Consider the following 23,218-nt stretch of genomic DNA (forward strand, 5'->3'; position numbering starts at 1 on the left):
GTGACTTAATCCATGTTCCCACTGCGCTCTAAAGTAACTACCGTCGGACGCCAAGCCTCCGGTGCGCGTGCCTTGTGGCGCGCGACTGGCACCAAGGAAAATGACTTTGGCAAGCCGATTGTCGCCATCGCCAACTCTTATACGCAGTTCGTCCCCGGCCACGTGCACCTGAAAAACGTCGGGGATATCGTCGCCGACGCCGTCCGCGAAGCCGGTGGCGTACCCAAGGAGTTCAATACCATTGCCGTCGATGACGGCATTGCCATGGGGCATAGCGGCATGCTGTACTCTTTGCCCTCGCGCGAAATCATCTCCGATTCCATCGAATACATGGCCAATGCGCATACTGCCGATGCCCTCGTCTGCATCTCCAACTGCGATAAGATCACCCCGGGCATGCTCAATGCCGCAATGCGGTTGAATATCCCCACGATCTTTGTCTCGGGCGGGCCGATGGAGGCCGGTAAGGCCGTCGTGGTCGATGGCGTCGCCCATGCGCCGACCGACCTGATTACCGCTATCACCGCATCCGCAAACGATAGCGTGAGCGATTCCGGCTTGGCCCAGGTCGAAGAATCCGCCTGCCCCACCTGCGGTTCCTGCTCCGGCATGTTTACCGCTAACTCCATGAACTGCTTGACAGAAGCTCTCGGTTTGGCGCTTCCGGGCAACGGCACCACGCTGGCCACCCACAGCGCGCGACGTGACCTCTTTGAAAAGGCCGGCTCTACCATCGTGGATATGTGCCGGCGCTACTACGGCGAAGAAGACGAGTCCGTCCTGCCGCGCAATATCGCCACCAAGGAAGCCTTTAGCAATGCCATGGCCCTCGATATGGCCATGGGCGGATCCACCAACACTATCCTGCACACCCTTGCCGCAGCGCAAGAGGGCGAAGTGGACTTCACGCTGGATGATATTAATGACATCTCCTACCGCGTGCCTTGCCTGTCCAAGGTCGCACCCAACGGCACCTACCACATCGAGGACGTGCACCGCGCCGGCGGCATTCCCGCCATCTTGGGCGAGCTGCGCCGCGCAGGCCACCTCAACCTCAAGGTCCACACCGCCCTCTATGACAATGCGGAGCAGTGGCTCGATGATTGGGATATCCGCAACCCACGCGTCACCGACCAGGCCCGCGAGCTCTACTACGCGGCTCCCGGCGGCGTGCGCACCACGGAGCCATTCTCCCAGTCCAACCGGTGGGATGAACTGGATACCGACGCGGTCAATGGCTGCATTCACGATGCTGACCACGCCTTTTCTTCCGACGGCGGACTTGTGGTCCTGCGCGGCAACTTGGCGCCGGACGGGGCCATCGTCAAGGCAGCCGGCGTAGAGGAAGAGCTATGGACCTTTTCTGGCCCTGCCCGCGTGGTGGAGTCCCAGGAGCAGGCCGTGTCCATCATCTTGAATAAAGAGGTCCAGCCCGGCGATGTCGTCGTCATTCGTTACGAGGGCCCGTCCGGCGGACCCGGCATGCAGGAAATGCTCCACCCGACGTCCTTCCTCAAGGGCGCCGGACTGGGCAAGGCCTGCGCCTTGATTACCGACGGCCGCTTCTCCGGCGGCACCTCCGGCCTCTCCATTGGCCACATTTCTCCCGAGGCCGCCCACCAGGGACTCATCGGGCTCATTGAAAATGGCGATACCATTTCCATCAATATCCACGAGCGCGAGCTCACGCTCGACGTGGACGAGGATGTTCTGGAGCGCCGCCGCGCCGCGCAAGAGCAGCGCGAAAAGCCGTGGACCCCGGTGGACCGCAACCGCCCCATTACCAAGGCACTGCGTGCCTATGCCGCAATGGCCACCTCAGCAGATCGCGGCGCGGTGCGCGTGGTAGATGGCTTTGTAAATTAACATAATTAGCTGCTAAATCGCTGGGACCCCGGTGGGGTGCGACCTCAGTATCAGAAGTTCCTATACCTTGTACTGCGATGAAATTCGCTCATACCCCGTTATTCCGATATACCGTGGCCCTGCTGGGGCTCCTTTTCGGCGCCTGGCAGGTCGTTGAAGACACCCGCATCACAGACTTCCCCATCGATATGGTGATCTACCGCGAGGGAGTCAAGGCCTTCCTCGAGCACCGATCCGTTTACAGCGAGCCGATGCTTGCCGGCGATATTCAGCTGCCGTTCATTTATCCGCCCTTTGGCGCCTTAGCGATGGTCCCGCTCACGGCCTTCGACGCCATCGACCACAACATGGCCGGCAACATCATGGTTATCCTTTCGGATCTCCTGGTGCTCGTTAGCCTCTACTTCGTTTTCAAAGCGGTGCTCAAGAATACGGAGTTCCTCTTGCCCGCTACCGGCATTACCTGGGCGATTGTCTTACACTTTGAGCCGGTTGACCTCAATAACAGCTTTGCCCAGATCAATATCGTGGTCATGGCGCTGGTTATCCTCGATCTCGTTCCGCGCAAGCGATTCCTGCCGCAGGGAATCCTCATCGGCGTGGCGGCCGCCATCAAGATAACCCCTCTGGCGATGCTGCTTTACTTCCTTGTGCGCAGGGAATGGAAGCAGATTGCCACCGCGCTGCTCTCCGCCGTAGCGGCCACGCTTCTTGCTGCAGCCTTCCGCTGGGACCCGTTCGTTGAGTTCTTTAGCTTCAAACTCCTCGAAATGGGCTCCGGCAGCGACTTCGGCGTGGGAACCGAGTATCAGTCAAATAGCTCCATCAAAGGCGCCATTCAGCGCGTGTACCCATCCGCTGAATCCATGGAAGCGAATGGCCTGACGATCGGCCTCGCGTGGCTCGCGGCCTCCGTTATCGTCGTCGTCCTTGCGGCTTGGCTCATTAAGCGCTTGTGCAGGGAGCATTTGCTTGTCGATGCCCAATTGGTCACCGCCCTCACCGTCCTGCTCATCTCCCCTGTATCTTGGTCCCATCACTGGGTCTGGCTCACGCTCGTTATTCCGGTGTTCATCTACCGCGCGTGGAGCTGGCTTTCTACCGGATGGGCTGCCCGCAGCCTCTTGGCCGTCCTCATCGCCTGGTCAGTCCTGCTATTGACCGTTCCGCCGAAGTGGTGGTGGGGCGATCAAGTCGATGTCCATGCCATGAATCACGTCCAAAAGTTCTGGGTGGATGACTTTGTCTGGCTTACCGTGCTTACCGTCGCGCTGTACGCGGCCGCGTTCTGTGCGGCCCAGCGTGCTCACGCCACAAGCAACGCTACTCCTGCTCCGCTAGCGACTTAAGCGCGGCGAGGTGGGCATCGAATGCGGACTTGCCGGTAGCAGTGAGCATCACCCACACGGTGTCCTTATCGCGGGAAGATCCGTACTCGCGGAATCGGCTGACATAGCCTTCCTTTTCCAAGGCGGTTAATTGTTTGGATAAGGTGGCGGCCGATTGCCCCACCTCTTCCCGCAGCGCCGCGAAGCGCATTTCGCGGCGCACCGTCCCTTCAACCGCACCCCGCGCGTTCAAAACTGCGCAGATTTTGAAGCGATTGAGCGGATAGATAACGGGATCAATATCACTGAGCACTACGGCCCTCTCCTTGCCGCGCTGCAAGGTCCAAGGCACGAGATTGCAGCACCCACACCATTGCCACTGCCCACAAGACCACGAAGATAACCATTGCCCACGTGTGCTCACGCAGCATGTTCGTAATAAACATCGGGATAAGGATTATTGCCATCCCCGCATAGTATTTCTTATCGGCCTTGGGCTGGGTATACGGATCCTGGCGATAGCTGGTCCGCACCTTATTTTGGTAATGAAGCAGCGCCCACACAATGAATCCTATAAGGACAAAGTAGAAAATGAGAAACGCGACGGGGTGCATGACCTCCGCGAATACGGTCATTCCCACGTAGAACGCTGCCAAAGCGATCACTAGGAGGATATTTTGCACAAGCCGCTTACGCTCAGCGCCTTGATCCTGCAGGCTGTCATTAAATTCAAGCGACTTCTTTAGCTCATCTTCCATCTTCTACCACCATCTCCAAAATCCAGATTCCATACTTTCCTTTATGGCAATTCTTTCACTTTCCAAAGTGAAAAGCAAGGGTGGAAAGAAAATCCCCACCGCATTGACTGCGGCGGGGATCCACTCAAGCGGTAGCGAATAACAGGCTAAGCGATGGGGTTTACGGCCGCGCCAAAGAACCACACGGCAACCAAGATGGCGATACCAACCACCACAAAGACCCACGACGTACCCAGTGGGCGCCGCGCCCAAGAGCGGCCAAAGTCCAAGGAAATGAAACCAGGACCGGTAAATTGCAGGCCAATCGCGATAACGAAAAGCACCAGGGATAGCCATACCGAGTCCGGCCAATCAAAGACCTGCAGACCAGCACCCGATTCCGCCAGCTCGTGCAAGGCGGTGAAACCGGTAACGACCAAGCCGAGCATGGCCGCAAGCGGGCTAATCAGGCCCAAAAGGAGGAACGCGCCCGCGATGAGCTGAACGGTTGGTACAGCAAGGGCAAACGAATCGGCCCAAGCGTACTGGGAGTAATCGCTTTCCAAGCCGGAGACACCTGTGTCATCGCCCAGCGAGAAGAACGTGGCCACGCCAGCGATGATGAGGTAGGCGCTCATAGCCAAGCGGACGAAGAAGAGGCCAAAATCAATGGTGCCGCGGCGCCCATAGCGCTTATAGCCTTCCTTATCCTCCTGTTCCTGCTGCAGCTGACGCTCCTGTTCCGCCTGCTCCTCTGGGGTCAGGGCAGCATCTTCATCCGCGAAGCCTTCGGTCTGCGCCGGTGCTGCGGGATCCAATACCGCGGTATCCTCACCCGTGGATTGTTGGCTCCCCTGCTGTGCAGCCCCATTGGCATCAGGATTGGGCATAACTTCCGTTTCCGCTGCCTCTTTCTTGCGCGGCCGAATTTCTTGCGGTTCGGCGCGCCCTGCGCGCGCAAAGACATCGGGGTTATCCCGTTGCACAGAATCGTAGGCAGGGACGTTGAGATCCTCGTCTAAGGGATTAGCTTTATCCGGTTGCTGCTTATCGCTCATAAGACCAATTTAAGACACTTGCCTGCAGTTTTGCGGTACCGTTAACGGCGCGCCGCAATTGTTCCCCGCACCTCCCTTCCCCTGACTTGCAACTTGTTGTAACATCAACATTGTCATGTAGTTGACATATAAACATTAATTGCCAGCGGGACACTTCCCCGCCTTATTAATCCACCAAAATTGGGAGTGAATCGATGACTTCACACGACTCCGATTGGGCAGGAGATGCCCGCAATGCTTCACCAGACGGCGAGTTTATTCGCGATACCACCTATATCGAAGACCGCATTTCACCTGCGGTATCCGAGGTAACCTCACAAGACGATGGCACTTTTTATTGGCCGATGGAGGCTGGCCGCTACCGCTTAGTCGCCGCCCGCGCGTGCCCGTGGGCGCACCGCGCGGTCATCGCCCGCCGCTTATTAGGTTTAGAAGATTCCATTTCCCTAGCCCTCGCCGGGCCCGTGCACGATGCGCGGTCCTGGACATTCGATTTAGATGAGGGCGAGGTAGATCCGGTTTTGGGCTACAAGCGCCTGCAGGAAGCCTACTTCGAGCGCTTTCCGGACTATCCCCGCGGTATTACCGTGCCAGCCTTGGTAGAAGAATCTACGGGCCGGGTGGTGACCAATGATTATCCCTCTATGGTGCGCGATTTTATTGAGCAGTGGACGGACTTCCAGGCAGGAGGCGCCCCCGATCTCTTCCCAGAGCAGCACCGCGAGGAAATGGAAGAACTCAATGAGTACATCTTCCACGGCATCAATAATGGCGTGTACCGCTGCGGTTTTGCCGGTTCGCAAGAAGCCTACGAAGAGGCCTATGACCAGCTGTGGGAGGCGCTCGATTGGGCCGAGGAGCGCCTGGGCACCCAGCGCTATATGGTCGGCGATCACATTACCGAGACCGATATCCGCCTATTTGCCACCCTCATACGCTTCGACCCAGTGTATTACTCGCACTTCAAGTGCTCGCGCCACAAGATTCAGGAACTGCCCAACCTGCGCGGCTACCTGCAAGAACTATTCCAGCTACCGGGTTTTGGTGATACCACCGATTTCACTGAGATAAAGCAGCACTACTTTGCCACGCACACCGAGATCAACCCCACCCGCATCGTCCCGGTAGGACCGGATATGTCCTGGTTAGCAGAGCCGCACGACCGCGATCGCTTTGGCGGCCAGCCCTTTGCCCCTGGCGTGCAACTGCCAGGTCCCATTCCCTCCGGCGAGGAAGTAAAGAATCCAGAAGACTTCCAGCTTAAGCTCTTCCCAGCGCCGCAGCCGCGTTAATCACAGACCGTGTCAGATCGCTTAAGACCTCGGATTCTAGGCGCCAGCGCTGCCAGTAGAGGTCAATGTCGAGCTGGTGGTCATCGAGAAGCAGCAGCTCTTGCGATTCTACCAGCGGCTGGGCCTGGGCCTGCGGCAAAAGTCCCCATCCCAGGCCCACGCGCACGGCCTCCAGGTAGCCTTCCGAAGAGGGAATCTGCGAAACCCGCGCGCGCACGACGTGGGAGTCAATAAAGCGCTCCCGCATAGCATCATCGAGCACCTGGTCATTGGGGCCATAGCCCACCAGCGGCATCGTCTCCCAGGTAAGCTTGCCCGCGTGGAAGCGCTCCGCGATGTGTGGGGCGGCGACGGCGAAATAGCGCATGGTCCCCAAAAACGTGGAATCGCACCCCGAAACCGGTGAATGTTCCCTCGTCACGGCTCCTAGGACATCGCCTCGCCGCAGCATAGCTAGGGTGCGCGCCTCATCCTCGATGCGGATGCGCAGCGCAACGTCGCCCCGCTGCGCGGTATCGCTTAACACTTGCGTAAACCATGTAGCCAGCGAATCGGAGTTGATGGCCACCGACAGGGGCACGCGCGCTAGGCGCTGGCCCAACCGGGCATCGGTTTCCGCCTGCACCAACGCCATACGCCGGGCTGCTTGCACCAAGATCTCCCCGGCCTCCGTCGCCCCCACCGGATTCGCTCTCCGTACTAAAACGCGACCGGTGCTCGCCTCCAATGCCTTGATGCGCTGGCTTACCGCAGACGGAGAAATTCCCAGGACCGAAGCGGCAACCTCAAAGCTCCCTTCTTCCACGATGGCCAGCAAGGTTTCCAAATGTACGGGGTTCATGAAGCTATTCTAAACCATATGAAGATGGATTAACTGGACTTATTTACGGCTTGGACTCACACTAGAGGCATGTCCATCGTGCTAGCTGGTTTTGTGCTTGGTTTATCCCTCATTGTGGCCGTCGGCCCCCAAAATGCGATGCTGTTGAAATACGGCATCCGCCGCGATCACATCGGGCTCATCATCGTGGTGTGCGCGCTTTCCGATGTCATCCTTATCACCTCCGGCACCGCCGGTGTCGGCTACTTGGTGGAGCGCTTTCCCACTGCGCTTGAGGTACTTAAGTACATCGGCGCGGCCTACCTCGCGTTTTTTACCTTCACTTGCTTCCGCGATGCCTTCAAAACCAAGGGCGAGGCCATCGACGTGGAATCCACTTCCCCCAATTCCACCGAGGAAGTCGCGACCTTCGACGGCGACAGCGACTCCACGGTTGGGGCCGGCACCGAGCACGGGTCTGTCGCCACCGCTACCGCCACCCAGCGCCAAGAGATCAAGCGCTCTCCCTCCTGGGTTAAGCCACTACTTACCGCGCTGGCGCTAACCTGGCTCAACCCTGGCGCCTATGTCGATGTGCTGGTCATGCTCGGCGGCATCGCCAACCAGTATGGCGATCCCGGCCGGTGGCTGTTCGCCGGCGGTGCCATCGCCGCGAGCTTTACGTGGTTCCCCGTCATTGGCTTTGGCGCTGCCCGCTTCTCCCACGTCCTCTCCCGCCCCGAGGTATGGCGCTGGATCAACGTTGGCATCGGCGTCATCATGATTGGCCTGACCCTCAAGCTCCTCCTGCTGTAATCCCTTGGCCAGCTCCAGCCCTAAGCGTTAAAAGGGGCATCGGCAAGCACAAGGCATAGAAAATCCCTCCCCGGGAAATCCTGGGGAGGGAAATTTATTGCTCTAAGGCGAGATTACTTCTGGGAGCTTTCCGCTTCGGAAGACTCATCGTCTTCCTCTGGGTCACCGATAGCACCGGTTTCTTCGATCCACTTTTCAATCTCTTCCGGCGAGCGGTCGTGCTCTACGCCCTCGCGCTCGATGTAGTAGGTGTGATCGTCCTGGTTTTGCTTCTCACATTCTTCCTTATCAAAGTCCACATCGTCATCACCGTCAAGCTTTTCCGTCACCTCAGTCACGAGCTCTTCATAGAGGGACTCGCTATCCATATTGGAATCCTCGAGGTGCTGGCCAATCTCGTCGTCGTAGCGATCTGCGTCGTATTCCTTGTTCGGGTTCAGCTTCAGGTGTATCAGCGAACGCACGCGCTCGCGGCGCAGCGCCTCGTCCTGAATCTTGGACTGGCTGCGGAACCACGCAAAGACCAAGACGGCCACCATCGCGATACCCATATAACCGATGACCGGGTAGACGTACTGCATCAAGGTCTTGAAGCCGAAGAAGGAGACGCCGAAGCCCGCGAAACAGCCGGCGATAAAGATAACGCGGAACTTGGCCTCGTTGCCGGCGGAAAGGCGCTTGCCCAATGCGTAGAACATACCGATGGCGGTATTGAAAATCATCAGGTAAATAATGATGGCCATGATTGCGCCCAAGACAGGGTTGACGCTATCGACCAAGGACAGCATCGGGATATCGGAGCCCTCAATCTCCTCGGCGTTCATCAGCAGGGAGAAGCCTGCCAGGCCCATCATGACGGAGTAGACGATGCCGCCTACGATGCCGCCCCAACCGGCCTCACGGGGGCTAATGTTATCGCCGCCGATAACCAGCGACATCGAAACCGCCAGCATCAAAGCTAGGCCGTTGTAGTTCAGCGCGGAGACCAACCAGTTGCCGATCGGGGTATCGATTTGGCTGGAGGCTTCCATTGCCGCACCGATATCGTCCGGCATATTGAACATGGTGTAGATGGCCACACCAATGACGGCAATAATGATGGACGGCGTGAGCATACCGATGACCTTGGACACCTTATCGACGTCCATCATACCGACGGCAATCACGAGCCCCAACATCAGCGTCGAGCCGATCCAAGCCTGCCAGCCAAATTGCTGCTCCATATTGGAACCTGCACCGGCCAGCATCACAAAGCCAATGGCAAAGAGCGTGATGATAACGGCCACGTCCAATAGCTTGGACACGATGGGGTGGGTGACTTTGCGGAAGACCGTGTTGTGCTCAGTGGCGTGGAAATAGCTGCCCAATTGCAAGAACACGGTGCCCGCCAGCGTCATAATGGCCGCTGCGACCACAATGCCGGCAATACCCCAGGTGCCGAAGGCGGTGAAATATTGCACGACCTCTTGACCCGTAGCAAAGCCCGCGCCTACCAGCAGGCCCACGAAGGACATAGCCATGGCGAGAATATTTTTATAAGACACAGTTGCCTAACTTTTGTAGCGGATAATTTTCACACACCAGTGCGCGCGTCCTAGGCCCCCTCCTTATCCCCCGACGCGTGCGGGGAGGCGCGGCGCAGGAGTGTGCTCCTGTGCACATGGTACGTAAGCCAATAACGAAATCCTACTTGCACGTGCGTGAAATACAATACATCATCTTTTGTCGATGAAGTAGCTTACATACTTAGTCCGCGAAAGTTTCCGTATCGATGACAAAACGGAACTTCACATCACCGGCAACAACCCGCTCATAGGCTGCGTCAACGTCATCAACGCCCACCTTTTCGATGACCGCGCCGATGCCGTGTTCTGCACAAAAGTCCAGCATCTCTTGGGTTTCGGCAATGCCGCCAATATTGTTTCCGGTCAATACTTTACCGCCACCAACGAGGTTGCCCATCGTGATTCCCAGTTCCTCCGGCGGCAGGCCGACCACAGACATGATCCCCCGCGGCTTCAACAGCTGCAGGTAGTCATTGAGGGAATAGGAGGCGGAAATGGTAGACAAAATCAAGTCGAACTCGCCCTTGTGGTTGGCAAAGAAGTCGGGGGCCTCACCCGTTGCCAACACCCGCTGCGCGCCGAGCTTGTAGGCTTCTTGTTCCTTGCGCAAGGAGCGGGAAATGACGGTGACCTCAGCGCCCTTGGCGGCGGCGATCTGCACACCCATGTGGCCCAGACCGCCAAGGCCAACGACGGCTACCTTATCGCCTTCCTTGACCTGCCACCGGGCCAAGGGCGAGTAGGTGGTAATTCCGGCGCACAAGAGCGGGGCGGCAACATCAAAGTCGAGGCCTTCCGGAATCGTCAACACGAAATTCTCATTGACCACGACCTTTTGCGCATAGCCGCCCTGGGTAATGGTTCCATCGACGTCTTCAGAGTTATAGGTTCCCACCGAGCTGTTCAGGCAGTTTTGCTCTTGCCCATTCCGGCACTGCTCGCACACACCGCAGGAATTGACCAAGCAGCCCACTCCCACGCGGTCGCCCACGTTAAACTTGGTGACCTTGTCCCCTACTGCTTCGACCACGCCAGCGATCTCGTGGCCCACCGTCAGCGGGAAGTGGGCCTCGCCCCACTCATTGCGAATAGTGTGGATATCCGAGTGGCAAATACCTGCCGCCTTGATGTCGATGACGACGTCATCTTCGCGCGGATCGCGCCGTTCGATTTCTACGGTGCGAAAAGGTGCATCTGGGCTCGTTTTTTGCAGAACTTTAGATTTAATTGGCATGTCACGTAGTCTACGCTTTACCGCCCTGACCTGCCCAAATGAAAATTATGGTCAATTTAAAAACCACGAAAGCCAGCCCCCAACCCCACCGGATGCAGGGCCGAAGACTGGCTAGATTAGTGGCGTATTAGCTCAGCTTTTCCGCGATCAGCTTATTAACCTGACCTGGATCCGCCTTGCCTTGCGTCGCCTTCATCACGGCGCCGACAATCGCACCGGTGACCTTCTTATTGCCGGCGCGGTACTTCTCCACGATGTCCGGGTTTGCGGCCAATGCATCATCCACGGCTTTTTCGATAGCGCCGTCATCGCGTACGACCTCGAGGCCGCGCTTGGCGACGACCTCATCAACGTCGCCCTCGCCCGCCAACACGCCATCGACGGCCTGGCGCGCAAGCTTGGTGGTCAACTTACCTTCCTTGACCAGGGCGATAACGCGGGCGATGTGGGCTGGGGTGATATCCAGCTCGGCCAGGGTCTTGTCCTGCTCGTTGGCCTTACCTGCCAGGTAGGACACCCACCAGGAACGAGCCTCATCCGGCTTCGCGCCGGCTTCAACCGTTTCCACGATGAGATCCAGCGCGCCCGCGTTGACCAGGTCGCGCATCTCCTCGTCCTTAATGCCCCACTCCTCCTGGATGCGCGCACGGCGGATCCACGGCAGCTCCGGAAGGGTTGCGTGCAGCTCTTCAACCCACTCGCGCGGGGCGATAACCGGCGGCAAATCCGGGTCATTAAAGTAGCGGTAGTCCTCCGCGGTCTCCTTCGGCCGGCCCTTAGAGGTCGAACCATCAGTCTCTTGGTAGTGGCGGGTCTCCTGCTCGATGCTGCCGCCATCCTCCAGCACCTGTGCCTGGCGCTGCATCTCAAAGCGCACGGCCTGCTCGACCGAGCGCATGGAGTTGATATTCTTCGTCTCGGTACGGGTACCGAATTCTTCTTGGCCGATAGGGCGCAAGGAAAGGTTGGAGTCCACGCGCATGGAACCTTGGTCCATGCGGGCATCGGACACGCCCAATGCCGCGACGAGCTCGCGCAGCGCCGATACATAGGCCTTCGCCACCTCGGGGGCGCGCTCGCCGGCACCGATGATGGGCTTGGTAACGATCTCAATGAGCGGGATGCCCGCGCGGTTGCAGTCCACCAGGGATGCGGTAGCGCCGTGGATGCGGCCATCGGCGCCGCCCAGGTGGGTCAGCTTACCGGTGTCTTCTTCCATGTGGGCGCGCTCGATTTCCACGCGCCATTCCGTGCCGTCTTCCAGCACGACGTCGAGGTAGCCGTCATAAGCAATCGGCTCATCGTACTGGGAGATCTGGTAGTTCTTTGGCTGGTCCGGGTAGAAGTAATTCTTGCGGGCAAAGCGCGAGGATTCCGCGATGGAGCAATTGAGTGCCAGGCCGATCTTGATTGCGCCCTCCACGCCCTTGGAATTAACCACGGGAAGTGCCCCGGGAAGGCCCAGCGATACCGGATCGGTATTGGAGTTAGGGGCTGCGCTGAAGTTCGTAGCAGAAGTGGAAAACATCTTGGTTTCCGTATCCAGCTCCACGTGGACTTCCATGCCCATTACCGGTTCATACTTGTCGAGGACCTCGTCAAAGTCCATCAGGTCATACATCGCAGCAGTCATGCGTGCCATCTTAATACGTCCGTGCACTCTCGCGCGCTAGCCCCTAGGGTGACTGTCATGACGACTCCACATACCGTAGACAATTCGCTTGTCGATGCCCCACTCATCAACATCGCGGTCTTTTCCACCGCCCCTACTACCGATGAGATCAAAGACGCCGTCAGCGGCATCTTTTCTGCGCGCGTCGGCGAAATCACTCCCGGCAAGAACCCAGGCAGCCTTGTAGTTCCTATCGATGGCGCGTTTCTCTTGCATTACCAGACCATTGATTCTGCACCCACCCCAGATAGTTACGGCCTCCACCCCATTTTGAGCGCCGATGCCTGCGACCTCAACACTGCGGGAGCCCAGGTGCTCGTCTCGCTCCTTCCTGATAACAAGGAACACGACCTTTCCCATCAATTTCGCGAGCCGCGCCGCGAGCACCTCGATCTGCTGTCCCAGGCGACGTCCGCCGTAGCCCAGCACCCCAATTGCCTCATCATCCACAACCCGCGCGGGAACGTCTCCATCTCCCCGGCGATGTTTAATGACGCCGTGCGCAATAACCTCGCACCCATGCACATTGCACCGGTGTGGATTACCCAATCGGGCGGCGAGCTCCGCGGCTACTCCATGGGCCTAGTCCAAGCGGGTCACCCGGAAATCCAGGCACGCACCAGCTCGATGGATCCCACGGACCTCTATTACAAGCTGGCAAATATCGCCGACCACATCCTGCAAGGCGCCACCGTCAAAGGCGGCGATACCTTAGCCTTCGAGGAAGGCCAACCCCCGCTCACCATTACGGAAGAGCCCTGGTTCGTAGACCAAGACTTCCCCGCTGTCACCATCAATTTTTAACTGACTGTGCCCTTGCGGGCATCGCTAAAGCGGCACAGCGCGGCCAAGATAGCGCCGGACAAGTTGTGCCACACGGAAAAGACGGCGCCAGGCAAGGCGGCCAGTGGGCTCATATAGGAGGAGGCAAGGCTGGTGGCTAGCCCGGAATTTTGCATTCCCACCTCCACAGCCATGGTGCGGCGCACCGGAACCGGCTGGCGCGTAAAGAGACCTGCGAGATAGCCCAGCCCATAGCCGCACGCATTGTGAATGACCACGGCGGCAAAGACCAGCGCACCGGCGGTGGCGATATTGTCATGCGCGCCGCCGACCACGATGCACACGATCAAGGCAATCGCGGTTACGGAGATCCACGGCAAAGCCGCTTGAACCTTTGCCACGAGCCGGGGAAGCAGCATGCCGATGACGATGCCCGCGATGACCGGGACGAGCACCACCTTCACGATGGACCACGCCATCGATGCCGCGGAAACCGGCATGTATTCACCCGCCAGCCACAAGGTCAACAGCGGGGTGAGGATGGGAGCCAAGAGCGTAGATATGGAGGTCATGGTCACCGAAAGCGCGACATCGCCGCGCGCTAAGTAGGACACCACGTTAGAGCTCGTGCCACCTGGGGCGCAGCCGACCAAAATCACACCAGCCGCAACCGCCTCTGGCAGATCCATGACTGCCACCACGGCGAGCGCGATAAGCGGCATGATGACGAATTGCGCTACCACGCCGAGCGCCACCGGCAGCGGTCGGCGCACCACGAGTGCAAAATCTACGGGCTTGAGGGTAAGACCCATGCCGAACATGACGATGCCCAGCAGCGGTGTTACCTGCGGGGCAAAGGATGCCGCGGTGTCAGGGGCAAGATAACCAATAATGCCGCCGATGATTACGAGTATGGGAAAACCCAGCGCCGCGATGAGCGCTTGTCGTTCTTCCTGTTTTTCTGTAGCGCTATCGGTACTCATATACAAAAGAGCACCCTCCCACCATGTGAGAGGGCGATCTTAATATTCGAGACAGCGGGGAGCTAAACAGCTTTAGCCGAAGAGCGCTTGCGCATTGCGGTAGCGGGCATCTGGCACCGTCTTTAGTGTGCCCACGGCCTCTTCTAGTCGCACGAGGTCGATATCTTCGCCGTGCAAGGCCACACACATTCCTGAATCCCCATTATGCGCCGCCCGGGCGGCATGCACGCCATAGCGGGTCGCCAGAACGCGGTCATACGCGGTGGGCGTGCCGCCGCGCTGAATGTGCCCCAAGACGGTGGTGCGCACGTCATAGCCGGTGCGCTTATTGATTTCATCCCCAATGACCTGGCCAATCCCGTTGAAGGTTTGGTGGCCAAATTGGTCGACGCCGCCGGCTTCGAACTCCATGGTGCCCTCCTTCGGCAGGGCGCCTTCGGCCACGCAAATGATGCCGTACTTCTCGCCCATCTGGAAGCGGCGTTCCATCGCCTTGGTGATTTCCGCGATATCGAAGGGCTCTTCTGGGATCACCGTGTAGTGTGCGCCGCCGGCCATGCCGGCATGCAGAGCAATCCAGCCTACGTGGCGGCCCATGACCTCCACGATGAGGATGCGGTTGTGCGACTCCGCCGTCGTGTGCAGGCGGTCGATCGCATCAGTTGCCACCGATACCGCAGTATCGAAACCGAAGGTGTAGTCGGTGGCGTTGACGTCATTGTCAATGGTCTTCGGCACGCCCACGACGGGGATGCCATTATCGTTAAGCCACTTCGCGCCCTTGAGCGTGCCTTCGCCGCCGATGGCGACGAGGGCGTCGACCTCGGCCTCGCGCATATTCGTCTTGATCTGCTCCAAGCCGGCCTTGAACTTATCGGGGTGCAGACGGCCGGTGCCCAAGATGGTGCCGCCGCGCAGAAGAATCCGGTCGATGCTGGCATCGTCGTAGAGATCGCGCCGACGGTCTTCTAAAAGGCCAACCCACCCGTCTTCATAGCCCACGACGGTATCGCCAAATTCGTTGGATGCGGTTCGCACAACCGCACGGATTACAGCATTCAGGCCGGGGCAATCGCCACCGGAAGTCAGTACAGCTAGACGCATAACCCCAATTTAGCGCAGGATTTTTATCCATGCAGCGTGTCCACGTAGCGCAGCGAAGAGATAAGCCCCACCACCAGCGCGATAACAATTACCAGGATCGAATTGATAATCGCCGTGGTGGGATTACCCGTTTGCATCACGGCGGAGACTAAAGCCACGCCTACCACGGATCCCACCTGGCGGGAGGTGTTATACGCTCCGGACGCCGCGCCCATGTGATGAGGTGAAATATCGCGCAACGTCGTTGCCGCGTTGGAGCCCCAGATAAAGGACTGGCCAATTCCTAGGGCTGCGATGGGCAATGCCAGCCACCACGGATTGGCATCGGCATGCATGACCCACCAAGCCAAATACAGCGAGGCGATCATGAGGCTAAATCCCACCAGCCCCATCAGACGCGGATTCACCGCGTCCGTAAGAATGCCCGCGATAGGTGACATCAGCATAGAGACCAGCGCCATGGGAGCCACGATGATGCCGGCCTCCCCGGCGGATAGCCCCTTAACCGATTGCAACCACAACATCACCGGCAACATGACCGAAGCCGCCATAAAGCCCATGGTCAAAATGCCCACGGAACCGGCCGCATAATTGCGGTTGTGGAAGAGCTCCACCGGAAAGAGCGGCGTAGAGCCACGATCCTGCGCGCTAGCCTGCAGGCGCACGAACGCGATGCTTGCAACTATGCCAATGGCAAGCACCACCAGCACCCGCCAATCCCAATCCAGCTCTGGGCCTTGTTGGATACCAAAGACGATGGAACCAAGCGCAATGAGCGAGACCACGGCAGAAGGCTTATCGATGTCCTGGGCTGTCGTCGGCAGCTTCGGTATCCACAGCAGGGCCAGCACGATGGCGGCGATAACGAATGGAATATGCACCCAGAAGGCCGCCTGCCAGCCAAAAGAAGCCACGAGGAACCCGCCGATCAGCGGCCCGGCCAATGACGCCACGGAGCCGATGATCCCCCACACCCCGAGCGCGCGCCCACGCCGCTCGCGGGCGAATACCCGGTTAATAACGGACATCGTCTGTGGCATCTCCAGCGAGGCCCCTAGGCCCTGCACGATGCGTGCGACGATGAGCACTTCTATCGATGGCGCCAGCGCACACGCTACTGCGCCGATCCCAAATAGCGCCACGCCGATGCAAAACAGGGCGCGCTGGCCGAGGACATCACCAAGCCGCCCCGTAAAAAGCAGCGGCACCACCACGGCAAGCAAAAAGGCGGCGGAGACCCACATGATTTCATTGACCGTGGCGCCCAAATCCGCTTGAATATCCGGCAGGGCGATGGCCACCATCGATTGGTCCAACAGGGATACAAAGAAACCGAGGGATAGGGCGAACATGGCGAGCCATGCCTGGCGCTCCGATGGCAGGTTAGTCTCCACAGTCATGGCAGGAATTCTAGCGGGGCACACAAATCAGGCCTAGACTGGCCACCATGTCCATGATTGATATCAAAAAGCCACAAGACGTATCCACCGCCACCACCGTTACCCTCGGCCTAATCGGTGGTTGGGTCACCGCCCGCGAGACCGGCATTCGCCCGCTCGGCGGCGTCATCCTCGGCGCAGCGGGCCTGTGGGCCGGCCGCTCTTGGGCCAAGAAGACCACCCCAGCCACGACAGCGGGCCTATCCGCCCTGTATGTCGGCGCGTTCGGCGCCTCCCACCCATTGGCAAAGAAGATTGGCTCCTGGCCAGCAGTCCTCACCGTGACGGCCGCCTCTGCAGGCGCCGCCTACGCGCTTTCCGATGCCAAGTAGTCCACCCCGCCACATAAACAACAGCACCATGGTCCCCCGCTAAGGAGGATCATGGTGCTGAGTGGTTTTGTGAGTATTTACTCGACGACGTTGAAGACAACGGCATTGTCTTCAGTGCCCAGTGCGGCCTGGCCGTCAGGCAGGGCATAGAAGGAAGGCTCGGACTCGAGGACGTCACGCAGGGAGTCAGAAAGTGCCTGGGTGTGGTCATCGCACGTCACCTTGGTGGAGGCGAAGTCGCCTACGTGAATGGTGCCATCCTTATCCACATCGTAGGAGGTGGTGTAGGTATTGCATCCATCATCGAGGACCAAGGACTGATCCTTGGCGAACTCCACGGTGAACTGGCCGTCTTCCTTGACGGACTGCAGCTCACCGGTGATGGTCTGCCCCTCGATGTTCGGCACCAGCTTGTCAGCGTCTGCCGGCAGGGATTCCACCAAGTCGCTCTTGGCGGTGGAGTCTGCTACCTCGGTACCGGGCTCAACCGGTGCGGGGTTTTCTGCGGGCTCGGGGGTTGCTGCGGGTTCCTCAGCGTGTGCTACGCCCATGGCCATGAGCGCAGCGGCGGAAGCGGACATCGTCGCGGTTGCAATCTTTTTCAAAGTCATACCCAATAATTTACCCCTGCCGGATGGGCCTCCGACAGGGGTGTAAACGAATCGTTATCTAATCCGCAGCTATTTCACAGTGACAACGATTTTAGATAGCGTGGCTATTTTTGGCGCTTCGCTTCATAGACTGCGCCCACCTTGTACAGGCGATCATCCTGGAAAGCCGGTGCCATGATCTGCAAACCGGTAGGCAGGTCGCTATCTGCAGCCATGCCGGAAGGCACGGACATGCCGCACAGACCGGCGAGGTTCAATGGCAAGGTGCACAGGTCGAAGTTGTACATCGCCATGGGGTCTTCGACCTTCTCCCCCAGCTTAAACGCGGTGGTTGGGGTGGTCGGAGAAACCAATACGTCAGCCTGCTCAAAGGCGCGGGCAAAGTCCTGGGCCACCAGGGTGCGCACGCGCTGCGCCTGCAGGTAGTAAGCATCGTAGTAGCCCACGGACAGGGCGTACGTGCCCAGCATGATGCGGCGCTTGACCTCGGGACCAAATCCCTCTGCGCGGGACTGGGCCATGACCTGCTCCGCGGAGTGGGAGCCGTCATCGCCAGCGCGCAGGCCGTAGCGCATGCCATCAAAGCGGGCCAGGTTGGACGAGACCTCACACGGCATAATCAGGTAGTAGGCGGCCAATGCCTCATCGAAGTGCGGGCAGTCCACCTCGACGATTTCGGCGCCCTGCTCGCGCAGCTGTTCCACTGCGGCGTGGTAGTTCTCCATCACGCCGTCTTGCCAGCCATCGCGCTCGAATTGCTTAATAAGGCCAACCTTGACGCCGCTCAGATCGCCATTCGCGCCTTCGCGGGCTGCCTCCACCACGGGGGCAACCGGCTTATCCACCGAGGTGGCGTCGAACGCATCGTGACCAGCAATAACCTCATGCAGGAGTGCGGTATCGAGCACCGTACGACCACACGGACCCGCTTGGTCCAGCGAGGACGCGGCCGCAATCAGGCCATAGCGAGACACCGTGCCGTAGGTGGGTTTTACGCCCACGGTATTAGTTAGCGCCGCCGGCTGGCGGATGGAACCGCCGGTATCGGTACCAATGCCCAGCGGCGCCTGCCCCGAAGCAAGTGCTGCCGCCGTGCCGCCACCGGAGCCACCCGGGGTGCGCTCGGTGTCATACGGGTTGTGAACTGGGCCAAAGGCGGAGTTCTCATTGGACGAACCCATCGCAAACTCATCCAGGTTCGTCTTGCCCAAGATCGGGATGCCGGCCTCGCGCAGGCGCTTGGTCACCGTCGCGTCGTACGGAGACATGTAGCCTTCAAGCATCTTGGATGCGGCGGTGGTGGGGGCATCGGTAGTAACCAGCAGGTCTTTCAAGGCCAACGGCACACCGGCCAATGCCGATGCGGGCTTTTCGCCGGCGTCGAGGGCCTTATCCACGGCATCGGCAGCCGCCAATGCTTCCTCCTGCCCCACGTGCAGGAAGGAGTTAAGTTCCGGATTGGTTTCTGCAATGCGATCCAAAAAGGCCTGGGTAACCTCGCGGGAGGTCACCTCGCGCGCGTGAATCTTCTCCGCGAGCTCGGCGGCGGTCAAAGAGGTCAGTCCCTCCGCAGGTACAACAACGTTGGTCATTTACTCTCCTCCCAAAATCTGCGGCACGACGAATCGCTCATCTTCCACGGCCGGCGCCTGGTCCAAGGCCTGCTCTGCGGTAAGGGTGCGCACGATAACGTCTTCGCGCATCGGTGCATCCACGGAGTGCGGGTGGCTCATCGGTTCCACGCCTTCAGTGTTCACGTTCCTTACTGCGGAAACGGAATCAACAATTTCATCAATCTGGCTTGCGAATTGGGCTAGCTCTTCATCGCTTAATGCCAGGCGGGAAAGCTTGGCAAGGTGGGCTACCTCATCACGCGAAATCTCAGACACGCGAACTCCATCCTTTTTCCATAATCGACGCGCAGGTGAAAATTATTTTCCCGCGCGTACTATGTAAATTGCTAAGGCTCCATAATACTGCACCTACCCGCGCAGTTGCCGAGTCACCCCGAATTATTGCCCCTTGAACGCCGTACTGTGACCCAGGTATCGTAAATGGGACTACAAGCTACTGAAAGCGTGCGACTTAATGTCTTACCTAATCCGTGTCCTGCTTCCCGATACCCCTGGTAGTTTGGGCCAGCTTTCGGAGGCCTTCGGGCTGGTTGACGGCAATATCCAATCCGTTGACATCGTAGAAACCTTCCCGGATGGCACCGTCATGGATGACATTGTCATTGAGATTCCCGCAGACGCAATGGCCGATGCCCTCATTACCGCCGCCGCCTCAGTCCATGGCGTGGAAGTTGATTCCATCCGGCCCTTCAGCGGCCGCGTGGACCGGCGCGGGCAGATCGAGTTATTAGCGCGCGTTGCCGCCAATGCCTCAAACGTTACGGCAGCGATGGAGGAAGTCGTCGCGGCCATCCCGAAGGCGGCGACCTCCACGTGGGCCATCGTCATTGACAATAACGAGCCCATTCACCGCGTCGCCTCCTCCAACGCGGCTCCTGCCGATGACGATACGATTCCGGTCGACCTCAACATCGACAGCGCGCGCACCCTACACCCCGATAAAGACGAGTGGGTGCCAGAAAGTTGGGCGCTGCTCGATTCCGCCCTGGCCGCCGCTCCTCTGGGAGATACCGGGATGGTCATCGCCATGGGGCGTACCGGCGGGCCAGAATACTTGGCCTCCGAGGTAGAGCACCTCGGCCACATCGGCACGATTTTGGGTGCCTTCCTCAAATAAGCCCGGCGCGGCGCGGCTACACCTCCCCGGTGTTTAAGAGCGTGTGGAATTGCTCTTCGTTCAAGATACGCACCCCGAGGTCGCGGGCCTTGTCCTCCTTGGAGCCGGCATTGGCCCCGGCGACGAGGTAGGAGGTTTTCTTCGATACGGAACCGGTTGCCTTTCCGCCGCGGCTGATGATGGCTTCCTTGGCGGAATCGCGCGTGAAGTCGTCGAGGCTGCCGGTGACAACGATGGTCAGGCCCTCTAGGGTCTGTTCTTTCCTGTCCTCGGCGGCTACCTCCATGGCTAGGCCGGCTTCTGCCCATTTCTCGACGATGGTGCGGTGCCAGTCCACCTCGAACCAGGCGTGGAAGGATTCAGCGATGACTGCACCCACACCGTCTACCTCTGCAAGATCCTCGGTCTTAGCGGCACGCAGCTTTTCCATGGAGCCGTAGCGCGCTGCCAAGGCGCGGGCGGCAATGGGGCCGACGTGGCGAATGGACAGCGAGACCAGCACGCGCCAGAAGTCGCGGTCTTTGACCTCTTCTAAGTTCTGCAGCAGGTTCTTGCCCGCGGTATTGACCTTGGCGTTGCCCTCTTTTTTGCTGCGCTTATCCTTCGTATCGCGCTTGGCCGTATAGACATCGGAAGCAAGCAGTTTTTCTTCCGTTAGCTCAAAAAGCTCGGATTCATCGAGCAGGATTCCGTTTTCGATGAGATCCATAGCACCCTTCTCCCCCAGCGCCTCAATGTCGAGGCCCTTGCGGGAGGCGAGGTATTCCAGGCGCGCGGAGAGCTGGGCTGGGCAGGATTGGGTATTGGGGCATCGCCAGTCAGCATCGCCATCTTTTTGCGGGGCAAGCGTCGTGCCGCAGGCTGGGCACTGCGTGGGGAAGCTCCATTCGTATTCGCTGCCATCGCGCTGTTCGCGCACGGGACCTAATACCTCAGGAATGATTTCGCCGGCCTTGCGGATAATAATGGTATCTCCAATGAGCACCCCCTTGCGCTTGACCTCAGACTGATTGTGCAGGGTGGCCATGGACACCGTGGAGCCGGAGACAAAGACCGGTTCCATGATGGCAAAGGGGGTAACCCGCCCCGTACGCCCCACACCGACCTCGATGTTTTTCAGCTTCGTCGTGACCTCTTCAGGCGGGTACTTATAGGCAATGGCCCAGCGGGGTGCGCGGGAGGTGGCCCCGAGCTGGCGCTGTGAGCCCAAATCGTCCACCTTGACCACGAGCCCATCCATTTCAAAAATCGCATCGTGGCGGTGTTCGGCCCAGTAAGATACTTCCTCTTGTACTTCTGCGGCGGAGTGGACCTGCTTGGTATAGGGCGAGACGGGCAAGCCCCATGCGGCGATGGCCTTATAGGCGTCGTGCTGGGAGGAGGGGGAAAATCCCTCGCGCGCGCCTAGGCCGTGACACACCATACGCAGGCGGCGTTTTTTCACCTCGGCGGGATCCTTCATGCGCAGTCCGCCGGCCGCAGCGTTGCGGGGATTGGCAAACCGCGCCTTGCCGTCTGCCGCGCGCTCCTCATTGATTTCTTCGAAGTCCTCGGGGCGCATATAGACCTCGCCGCGGATTTCAATGAGTTCCGGGACTGGGTACTCATCGGTGCCCGTAAGCTCGTGCGGGATATCAGAAATAACCCGCGCATTGGCGGTAATTTCCTCGCCCACGGTGCCATCGCCACGGGTAGCAGCGGTATCTAAGCGCCCGTTGCGGTAGACCAAGTCGATGGAGAGGCCATCGATCTTCAGCTCCGTCAGGTAGGTTTTGGCGGGCGTCCTATCCAGCCAGTCCTGCATCTCACCGGCGCTAAAGACGTTATCGAGGCTCATCATGAGCTCGAGGTGCTCAATATCCTCGCCGGCGTTCGGCGCAGCACCTACCTGCTGGGTCGGCGAATCCGGAACCGCCAGCTCCGGATGCTGCTTTTCTAGGTCCATCAGGCGCTGGAAAAGCGCATCAAAGTCCGCATCGGGAATTGCCGGTTCACCGTTGTAATACAGGTTGCGGTGGCGGCGCACTTCCTGTGCCAGGTCGTTCCATTCACGTTGCACATCAGCTGGATTAGTCACGGTATCCAAGTCTAGCGATCCCCCATGTCCGGGCTAGCTACTAAGGTATGGACCATGAACTTCGACGCCTCCCGCATGCTCGCCTTCGACCTTGAGACCACCTCCGCCAACCCCAAAGACGCCCGCATCGTTACCTCTGCCCTAGTCCGAATTGACGGCCGCGATGTCCAGAAGGTGGAGCACCTTGCGGATCCTGGCATCGAGATCCCCCAAGCCGCCACCGACGTGCATGGGATCACAACGGAAAAGGCCCAGGCAGAAGGCCGTCCGCACGAGGAGGTCCTCAAGGACACGGTTGATGCCATCAAGTCCGCGTGGGAGGACGGCCTGACGCTCATCGTCTATAACGCGGCCTTCGACCTCACCGTGCTGCGGAGTCTCACCGGCGATTTCACGGTCACAGGCCCGGTCTTCGATCCGTACGTCATTGATCGCGTGAGCGATAAGTGGCGCAAGGGAAAGCGCACCCTCGGCGCGGTGTGCGAGCACTACGGCGTGGAATTGGGCAATGCGCACGAGGCCACTGCCGATGCCCTCGCTGCCGCCCGCGTGGCCTGGAAGCAGGTGCGCCAGCACTACCCCAACTTGGCCCAGATGGACGCCAACGAGCTCATGGAGTTCCAAGCAGTCAAGTGGTACGAGGACCGAATCGCGTTTAAGAAGTATCTGGAGGGCAAGGGTCGCGATGCCTCCGATGTCTCCACCGCATGGCCCATGATTTCCTAATCCCCTTGCCATATTTCTAGAGTT

At 59.2% G+C, this 23,218-nt stretch carries 22 protein-coding genes; 8 read left to right on the forward strand and 14 right to left on the reverse strand.

Annotated features, from left to right (window positions below; all coding sequences use genetic code 11):
• The first annotated feature begins 12 nt into the window (after positions 1–12).
• Positions 13–1,866 (forward strand): dihydroxy-acid dehydratase, encoded by a 1,854-nt coding sequence (gene ilvD / locus ABRP86_RS06265; protein ID WP_349863129.1) that lies wholly within the window; start codon positions 13–15, stop codon positions 1,864–1,866.
• 77 nt (positions 1,867–1,943) lie between these two features.
• On the forward strand, positions 1,944–3,215 hold the full coding sequence (locus tag ABRP86_RS06270; protein WP_349863132.1) for a glycosyltransferase 87 family protein: 1,272 nt from the start codon (positions 1,944–1,946) through the stop codon (positions 3,213–3,215).
• Here the strand turns inward: ABRP86_RS06270 and ABRP86_RS06275 are convergent.
• From ABRP86_RS06275 to ABRP86_RS06285, 3 genes are all read right to left on the reverse strand, one after another.
• Entirely contained in the window at positions 3,190–3,507 is a 318-nt protein-coding gene (locus ABRP86_RS06275) for a transcriptional regulator (RefSeq protein WP_023026394.1), read from the reverse strand. The genes ABRP86_RS06270 and ABRP86_RS06275 overlap by 26 nt on opposite strands.
• Entirely contained in the window at positions 3,497–3,952 is a 456-nt protein-coding gene (locus ABRP86_RS06280; protein ID WP_349863135.1) for a cb-type cytochrome C oxidase subunit IV, read from the reverse strand. Before ABRP86_RS06280 ends, ABRP86_RS06275 begins: the two co-directional genes overlap by 11 nt.
• Positions 3,953–4,098: 146 nt before the next feature.
• Complete coding sequence (locus tag ABRP86_RS06285) at positions 4,099–4,989, reverse strand: DoxX family protein (RefSeq protein ID WP_349863136.1); 891 nt, start codon at positions 4,987–4,989, stop codon at positions 4,099–4,101.
• 194 nt (positions 4,990–5,183) lie between these two features.
• Between ABRP86_RS06285 and ABRP86_RS06290 the strand changes: the two genes are divergently transcribed.
• Complete coding sequence (locus ABRP86_RS06290) at positions 5,184–6,281, forward strand: glutathione S-transferase family protein (protein ID WP_349863138.1); 1,098 nt, start codon at positions 5,184–5,186, stop codon at positions 6,279–6,281.
• Here ABRP86_RS06290 and ABRP86_RS06295 read toward each other — a convergent pair.
• A complete protein-coding gene (locus tag ABRP86_RS06295; RefSeq protein WP_349853145.1) occupies positions 6,250–7,122 on the reverse strand; it encodes an ArgP/LysG family DNA-binding transcriptional regulator in 873 nt (290 codons plus the stop codon). The two genes, ABRP86_RS06290 and ABRP86_RS06295, sit on opposite strands and share 32 nt — an antisense overlap.
• A 69-nt stretch (positions 7,123–7,191) precedes the next feature.
• Between ABRP86_RS06295 and ABRP86_RS06300 the strand changes: the two genes are divergently transcribed.
• A complete protein-coding gene (locus tag ABRP86_RS06300) occupies positions 7,192–7,917 on the forward strand; it encodes a LysE/ArgO family amino acid transporter (RefSeq protein WP_349863140.1) in 726 nt (241 codons plus the stop codon).
• Positions 7,918–8,030: 113 nt separating this feature from the next.
• On the opposite strand, the gene ABRP86_RS06305 is transcribed toward ABRP86_RS06300, so the two are convergent.
• The 3 genes from ABRP86_RS06305 to gatB all read right to left on the reverse strand — a co-directional run bounded on the left by ABRP86_RS06305 (position 8,031) and on the right by gatB (position 12,349).
• Positions 8,031–9,461: a YkvI family membrane protein gene (locus tag ABRP86_RS06305; RefSeq protein WP_349863142.1), complete on the reverse strand. Its 1,431-nt coding sequence runs from the start codon at positions 9,459–9,461 to the stop codon at positions 8,031–8,033.
• Positions 9,462–9,663: 202 nt separating this feature from the next.
• Positions 9,664–10,716, reverse strand: coding sequence for an NAD(P)-dependent alcohol dehydrogenase (locus ABRP86_RS06310; RefSeq protein WP_349863145.1), 1,053 nt, complete (start codon positions 10,714–10,716; stop codon positions 9,664–9,666).
• A gap of 127 nt (positions 10,717–10,843) precedes the next feature.
• Positions 10,844–12,349 carry an Asp-tRNA(Asn)/Glu-tRNA(Gln) amidotransferase subunit GatB gene (gene gatB / locus ABRP86_RS06315; protein ID WP_349863147.1) on the reverse strand — a complete coding sequence of 502 codons (1,506 nt, stop codon included), beginning with the start codon at positions 12,347–12,349 and terminating at the stop codon, positions 10,844–10,846.
• 57 nt (positions 12,350–12,406) lie between these two features.
• On the opposite strand from gatB, the gene ABRP86_RS06320 reads away from it, so the two are divergent.
• Complete coding sequence (locus tag ABRP86_RS06320) at positions 12,407–13,192, forward strand: DUF4261 domain-containing protein (protein WP_349863149.1); 786 nt, start codon at positions 12,407–12,409, stop codon at positions 13,190–13,192.
• Here ABRP86_RS06320 and ABRP86_RS06325 read toward each other — a convergent pair.
• The 3 genes from ABRP86_RS06325 to ABRP86_RS06335 form a co-directional block, all read right to left on the reverse strand.
• Positions 13,189–14,154: a bile acid:sodium symporter family protein gene (locus ABRP86_RS06325; protein ID WP_349863151.1), complete on the reverse strand. Its 966-nt coding sequence runs from the start codon at positions 14,152–14,154 to the stop codon at positions 13,189–13,191. The genes ABRP86_RS06320 and ABRP86_RS06325 overlap by 4 nt on opposite strands.
• Positions 14,155–14,226: 72 nt before the next feature.
• The gene (locus ABRP86_RS06330) at positions 14,227–15,258 is read right to left on the reverse strand and encodes an ATP-dependent 6-phosphofructokinase (protein WP_349853139.1); all 1,032 of its coding nucleotides are present in this window, start codon (positions 15,256–15,258) and stop codon (positions 14,227–14,229) included.
• Between the two features lie 23 nt (positions 15,259–15,281).
• Positions 15,282–16,658 (reverse strand): DHA2 family efflux MFS transporter permease subunit, encoded by a 1,377-nt coding sequence (locus tag ABRP86_RS06335; protein WP_349863153.1) that lies wholly within the window; start codon positions 16,656–16,658, stop codon positions 15,282–15,284.
• A gap of 47 nt (positions 16,659–16,705) precedes the next feature.
• On the opposite strand from ABRP86_RS06335, the gene ABRP86_RS06340 reads away from it, so the two are divergent.
• Positions 16,706–17,029, forward strand: coding sequence for a hypothetical protein (locus ABRP86_RS06340; RefSeq protein ID WP_349863155.1), 324 nt, complete (start codon positions 16,706–16,708; stop codon positions 17,027–17,029).
• Positions 17,030–17,106: 77 nt separating this feature from the next.
• On the opposite strand, the gene ABRP86_RS06345 is transcribed toward ABRP86_RS06340, so the two are convergent.
• From ABRP86_RS06345 to gatC, 3 genes are all read right to left on the reverse strand, one after another.
• Entirely contained in the window at positions 17,107–17,640 is a 534-nt protein-coding gene (locus tag ABRP86_RS06345) for an META domain-containing protein (RefSeq protein WP_349863156.1), read from the reverse strand.
• Between the two features lie 104 nt (positions 17,641–17,744).
• Positions 17,745–19,232, reverse strand: a complete 1,488-nt coding sequence (gene gatA, locus ABRP86_RS06350) for an Asp-tRNA(Asn)/Glu-tRNA(Gln) amidotransferase subunit GatA (protein WP_349863158.1) — start codon at positions 19,230–19,232, stop codon at positions 17,745–17,747.
• Entirely contained in the window at positions 19,233–19,529 is a 297-nt protein-coding gene (gene gatC, locus ABRP86_RS06355) for an Asp-tRNA(Asn)/Glu-tRNA(Gln) amidotransferase subunit GatC (RefSeq protein ID WP_349853134.1), read from the reverse strand.
• A gap of 199 nt (positions 19,530–19,728) precedes the next feature.
• On the opposite strand from gatC, the gene ABRP86_RS06360 reads away from it, so the two are divergent.
• Complete coding sequence (locus ABRP86_RS06360) at positions 19,729–20,391, forward strand: ACT domain-containing protein (RefSeq protein ID WP_349863160.1); 663 nt, start codon at positions 19,729–19,731, stop codon at positions 20,389–20,391.
• A gap of 16 nt (positions 20,392–20,407) precedes the next feature.
• Here ABRP86_RS06360 and ligA read toward each other — a convergent pair whose 3' ends face one another.
• On the reverse strand, positions 20,408–22,477 hold the full coding sequence (gene ligA / locus ABRP86_RS06365) for an NAD-dependent DNA ligase LigA (RefSeq protein ID WP_502880306.1): 2,070 nt from the start codon (positions 22,475–22,477) through the stop codon (positions 20,408–20,410).
• A 45-nt stretch (positions 22,478–22,522) separates the two neighbouring features.
• On the opposite strand from ligA, the gene ABRP86_RS06370 reads away from it, so the two are divergent.
• On the forward strand, positions 22,523–23,194 hold the full coding sequence (locus ABRP86_RS06370; RefSeq protein ID WP_349863181.1) for a 3'-5' exonuclease: 672 nt from the start codon (positions 22,523–22,525) through the stop codon (positions 23,192–23,194).
• Positions 23,195–23,218: the final 24 nt, after the last annotated feature.

The sequence above is a fragment of the Corynebacterium sp. KPL3927 genome (assembly GCF_040225835.1).
In the GTDB taxonomy this organism is placed as follows: Bacteria; Actinomycetota; Actinomycetes; order Mycobacteriales; family Mycobacteriaceae; genus Corynebacterium.

What these genes read in the sequence shown, in the direction of transcription:
- ABRP86_RS06320 (WP_349863149.1), top strand. Translation starts at nt 12,407, where the DNA reads ATGACGACTCCACATACCGTAGACAATTCGCTTGTCGATGCCCCACTC.
- ABRP86_RS06310 (WP_349863145.1), bottom strand. Translation starts at nt 10,716, where the DNA reads ATGCCAATTAAATCTAAAGTTCTGCAAAAAACGAGCCCAGATGCACCT.
- ABRP86_RS06340 (WP_349863155.1), top strand. Translation starts at nt 16,706, where the DNA reads ATGTCCATGATTGATATCAAAAAGCCACAAGACGTATCCACCGCCACC.
- ABRP86_RS06285 (WP_349863136.1), bottom strand. Translation starts at nt 4,989, where the DNA reads ATGAGCGATAAGCAGCAACCGGATAAAGCTAATCCCTTAGACGAGGAT.
- gatB (WP_349863147.1), bottom strand. Translation starts at nt 12,349, where the DNA reads ATGACTGCTGCGATGTATGACCTGATGGACTTTGACGAGGTCCTCGAC.
- ABRP86_RS06270 (WP_349863132.1), top strand. Translation starts at nt 1,944, where the DNA reads ATGAAATTCGCTCATACCCCGTTATTCCGATATACCGTGGCCCTGCTG.
- ABRP86_RS06330 (WP_349853139.1), bottom strand. Translation starts at nt 15,258, where the DNA reads ATGCGTCTAGCTGTACTGACTTCCGGTGGCGATTGCCCCGGCCTGAAT.
- ABRP86_RS06335 (WP_349863153.1), bottom strand. Translation starts at nt 16,658, where the DNA reads ATGACTGTGGAGACTAACCTGCCATCGGAGCGCCAGGCATGGCTCGCC.
- ABRP86_RS06360 (WP_349863160.1), top strand. Translation starts at nt 19,729, where the DNA reads ATGTCTTACCTAATCCGTGTCCTGCTTCCCGATACCCCTGGTAGTTTG.
- ABRP86_RS06325 (WP_349863151.1), bottom strand. Translation starts at nt 14,154, where the DNA reads ATGAGTACCGATAGCGCTACAGAAAAACAGGAAGAACGACAAGCGCTC.
- ABRP86_RS06290 (WP_349863138.1), top strand. Translation starts at nt 5,184, where the DNA reads ATGACTTCACACGACTCCGATTGGGCAGGAGATGCCCGCAATGCTTCA.
- ABRP86_RS06345 (WP_349863156.1), bottom strand. Translation starts at nt 17,640, where the DNA reads ATGACTTTGAAAAAGATTGCAACCGCGACGATGTCCGCTTCCGCCGCT.
- ABRP86_RS06280 (WP_349863135.1), bottom strand. Translation starts at nt 3,952, where the DNA reads ATGGAAGATGAGCTAAAGAAGTCGCTTGAATTTAATGACAGCCTGCAG.
- ABRP86_RS06300 (WP_349863140.1), top strand. Translation starts at nt 7,192, where the DNA reads ATGTCCATCGTGCTAGCTGGTTTTGTGCTTGGTTTATCCCTCATTGTG.
- ABRP86_RS06295 (WP_349853145.1), bottom strand. Translation starts at nt 7,122, where the DNA reads ATGAACCCCGTACATTTGGAAACCTTGCTGGCCATCGTGGAAGAAGGG.
- gatA (WP_349863158.1), bottom strand. Translation starts at nt 19,232, where the DNA reads ATGACCAACGTTGTTGTACCTGCGGAGGGACTGACCTCTTTGACCGCC.
- ABRP86_RS06370 (WP_349863181.1), top strand. Translation starts at nt 22,523, where the DNA reads ATGAACTTCGACGCCTCCCGCATGCTCGCCTTCGACCTTGAGACCACC.
- ilvD (WP_349863129.1), top strand. Translation starts at nt 13, where the DNA reads ATGTTCCCACTGCGCTCTAAAGTAACTACCGTCGGACGCCAAGCCTCC.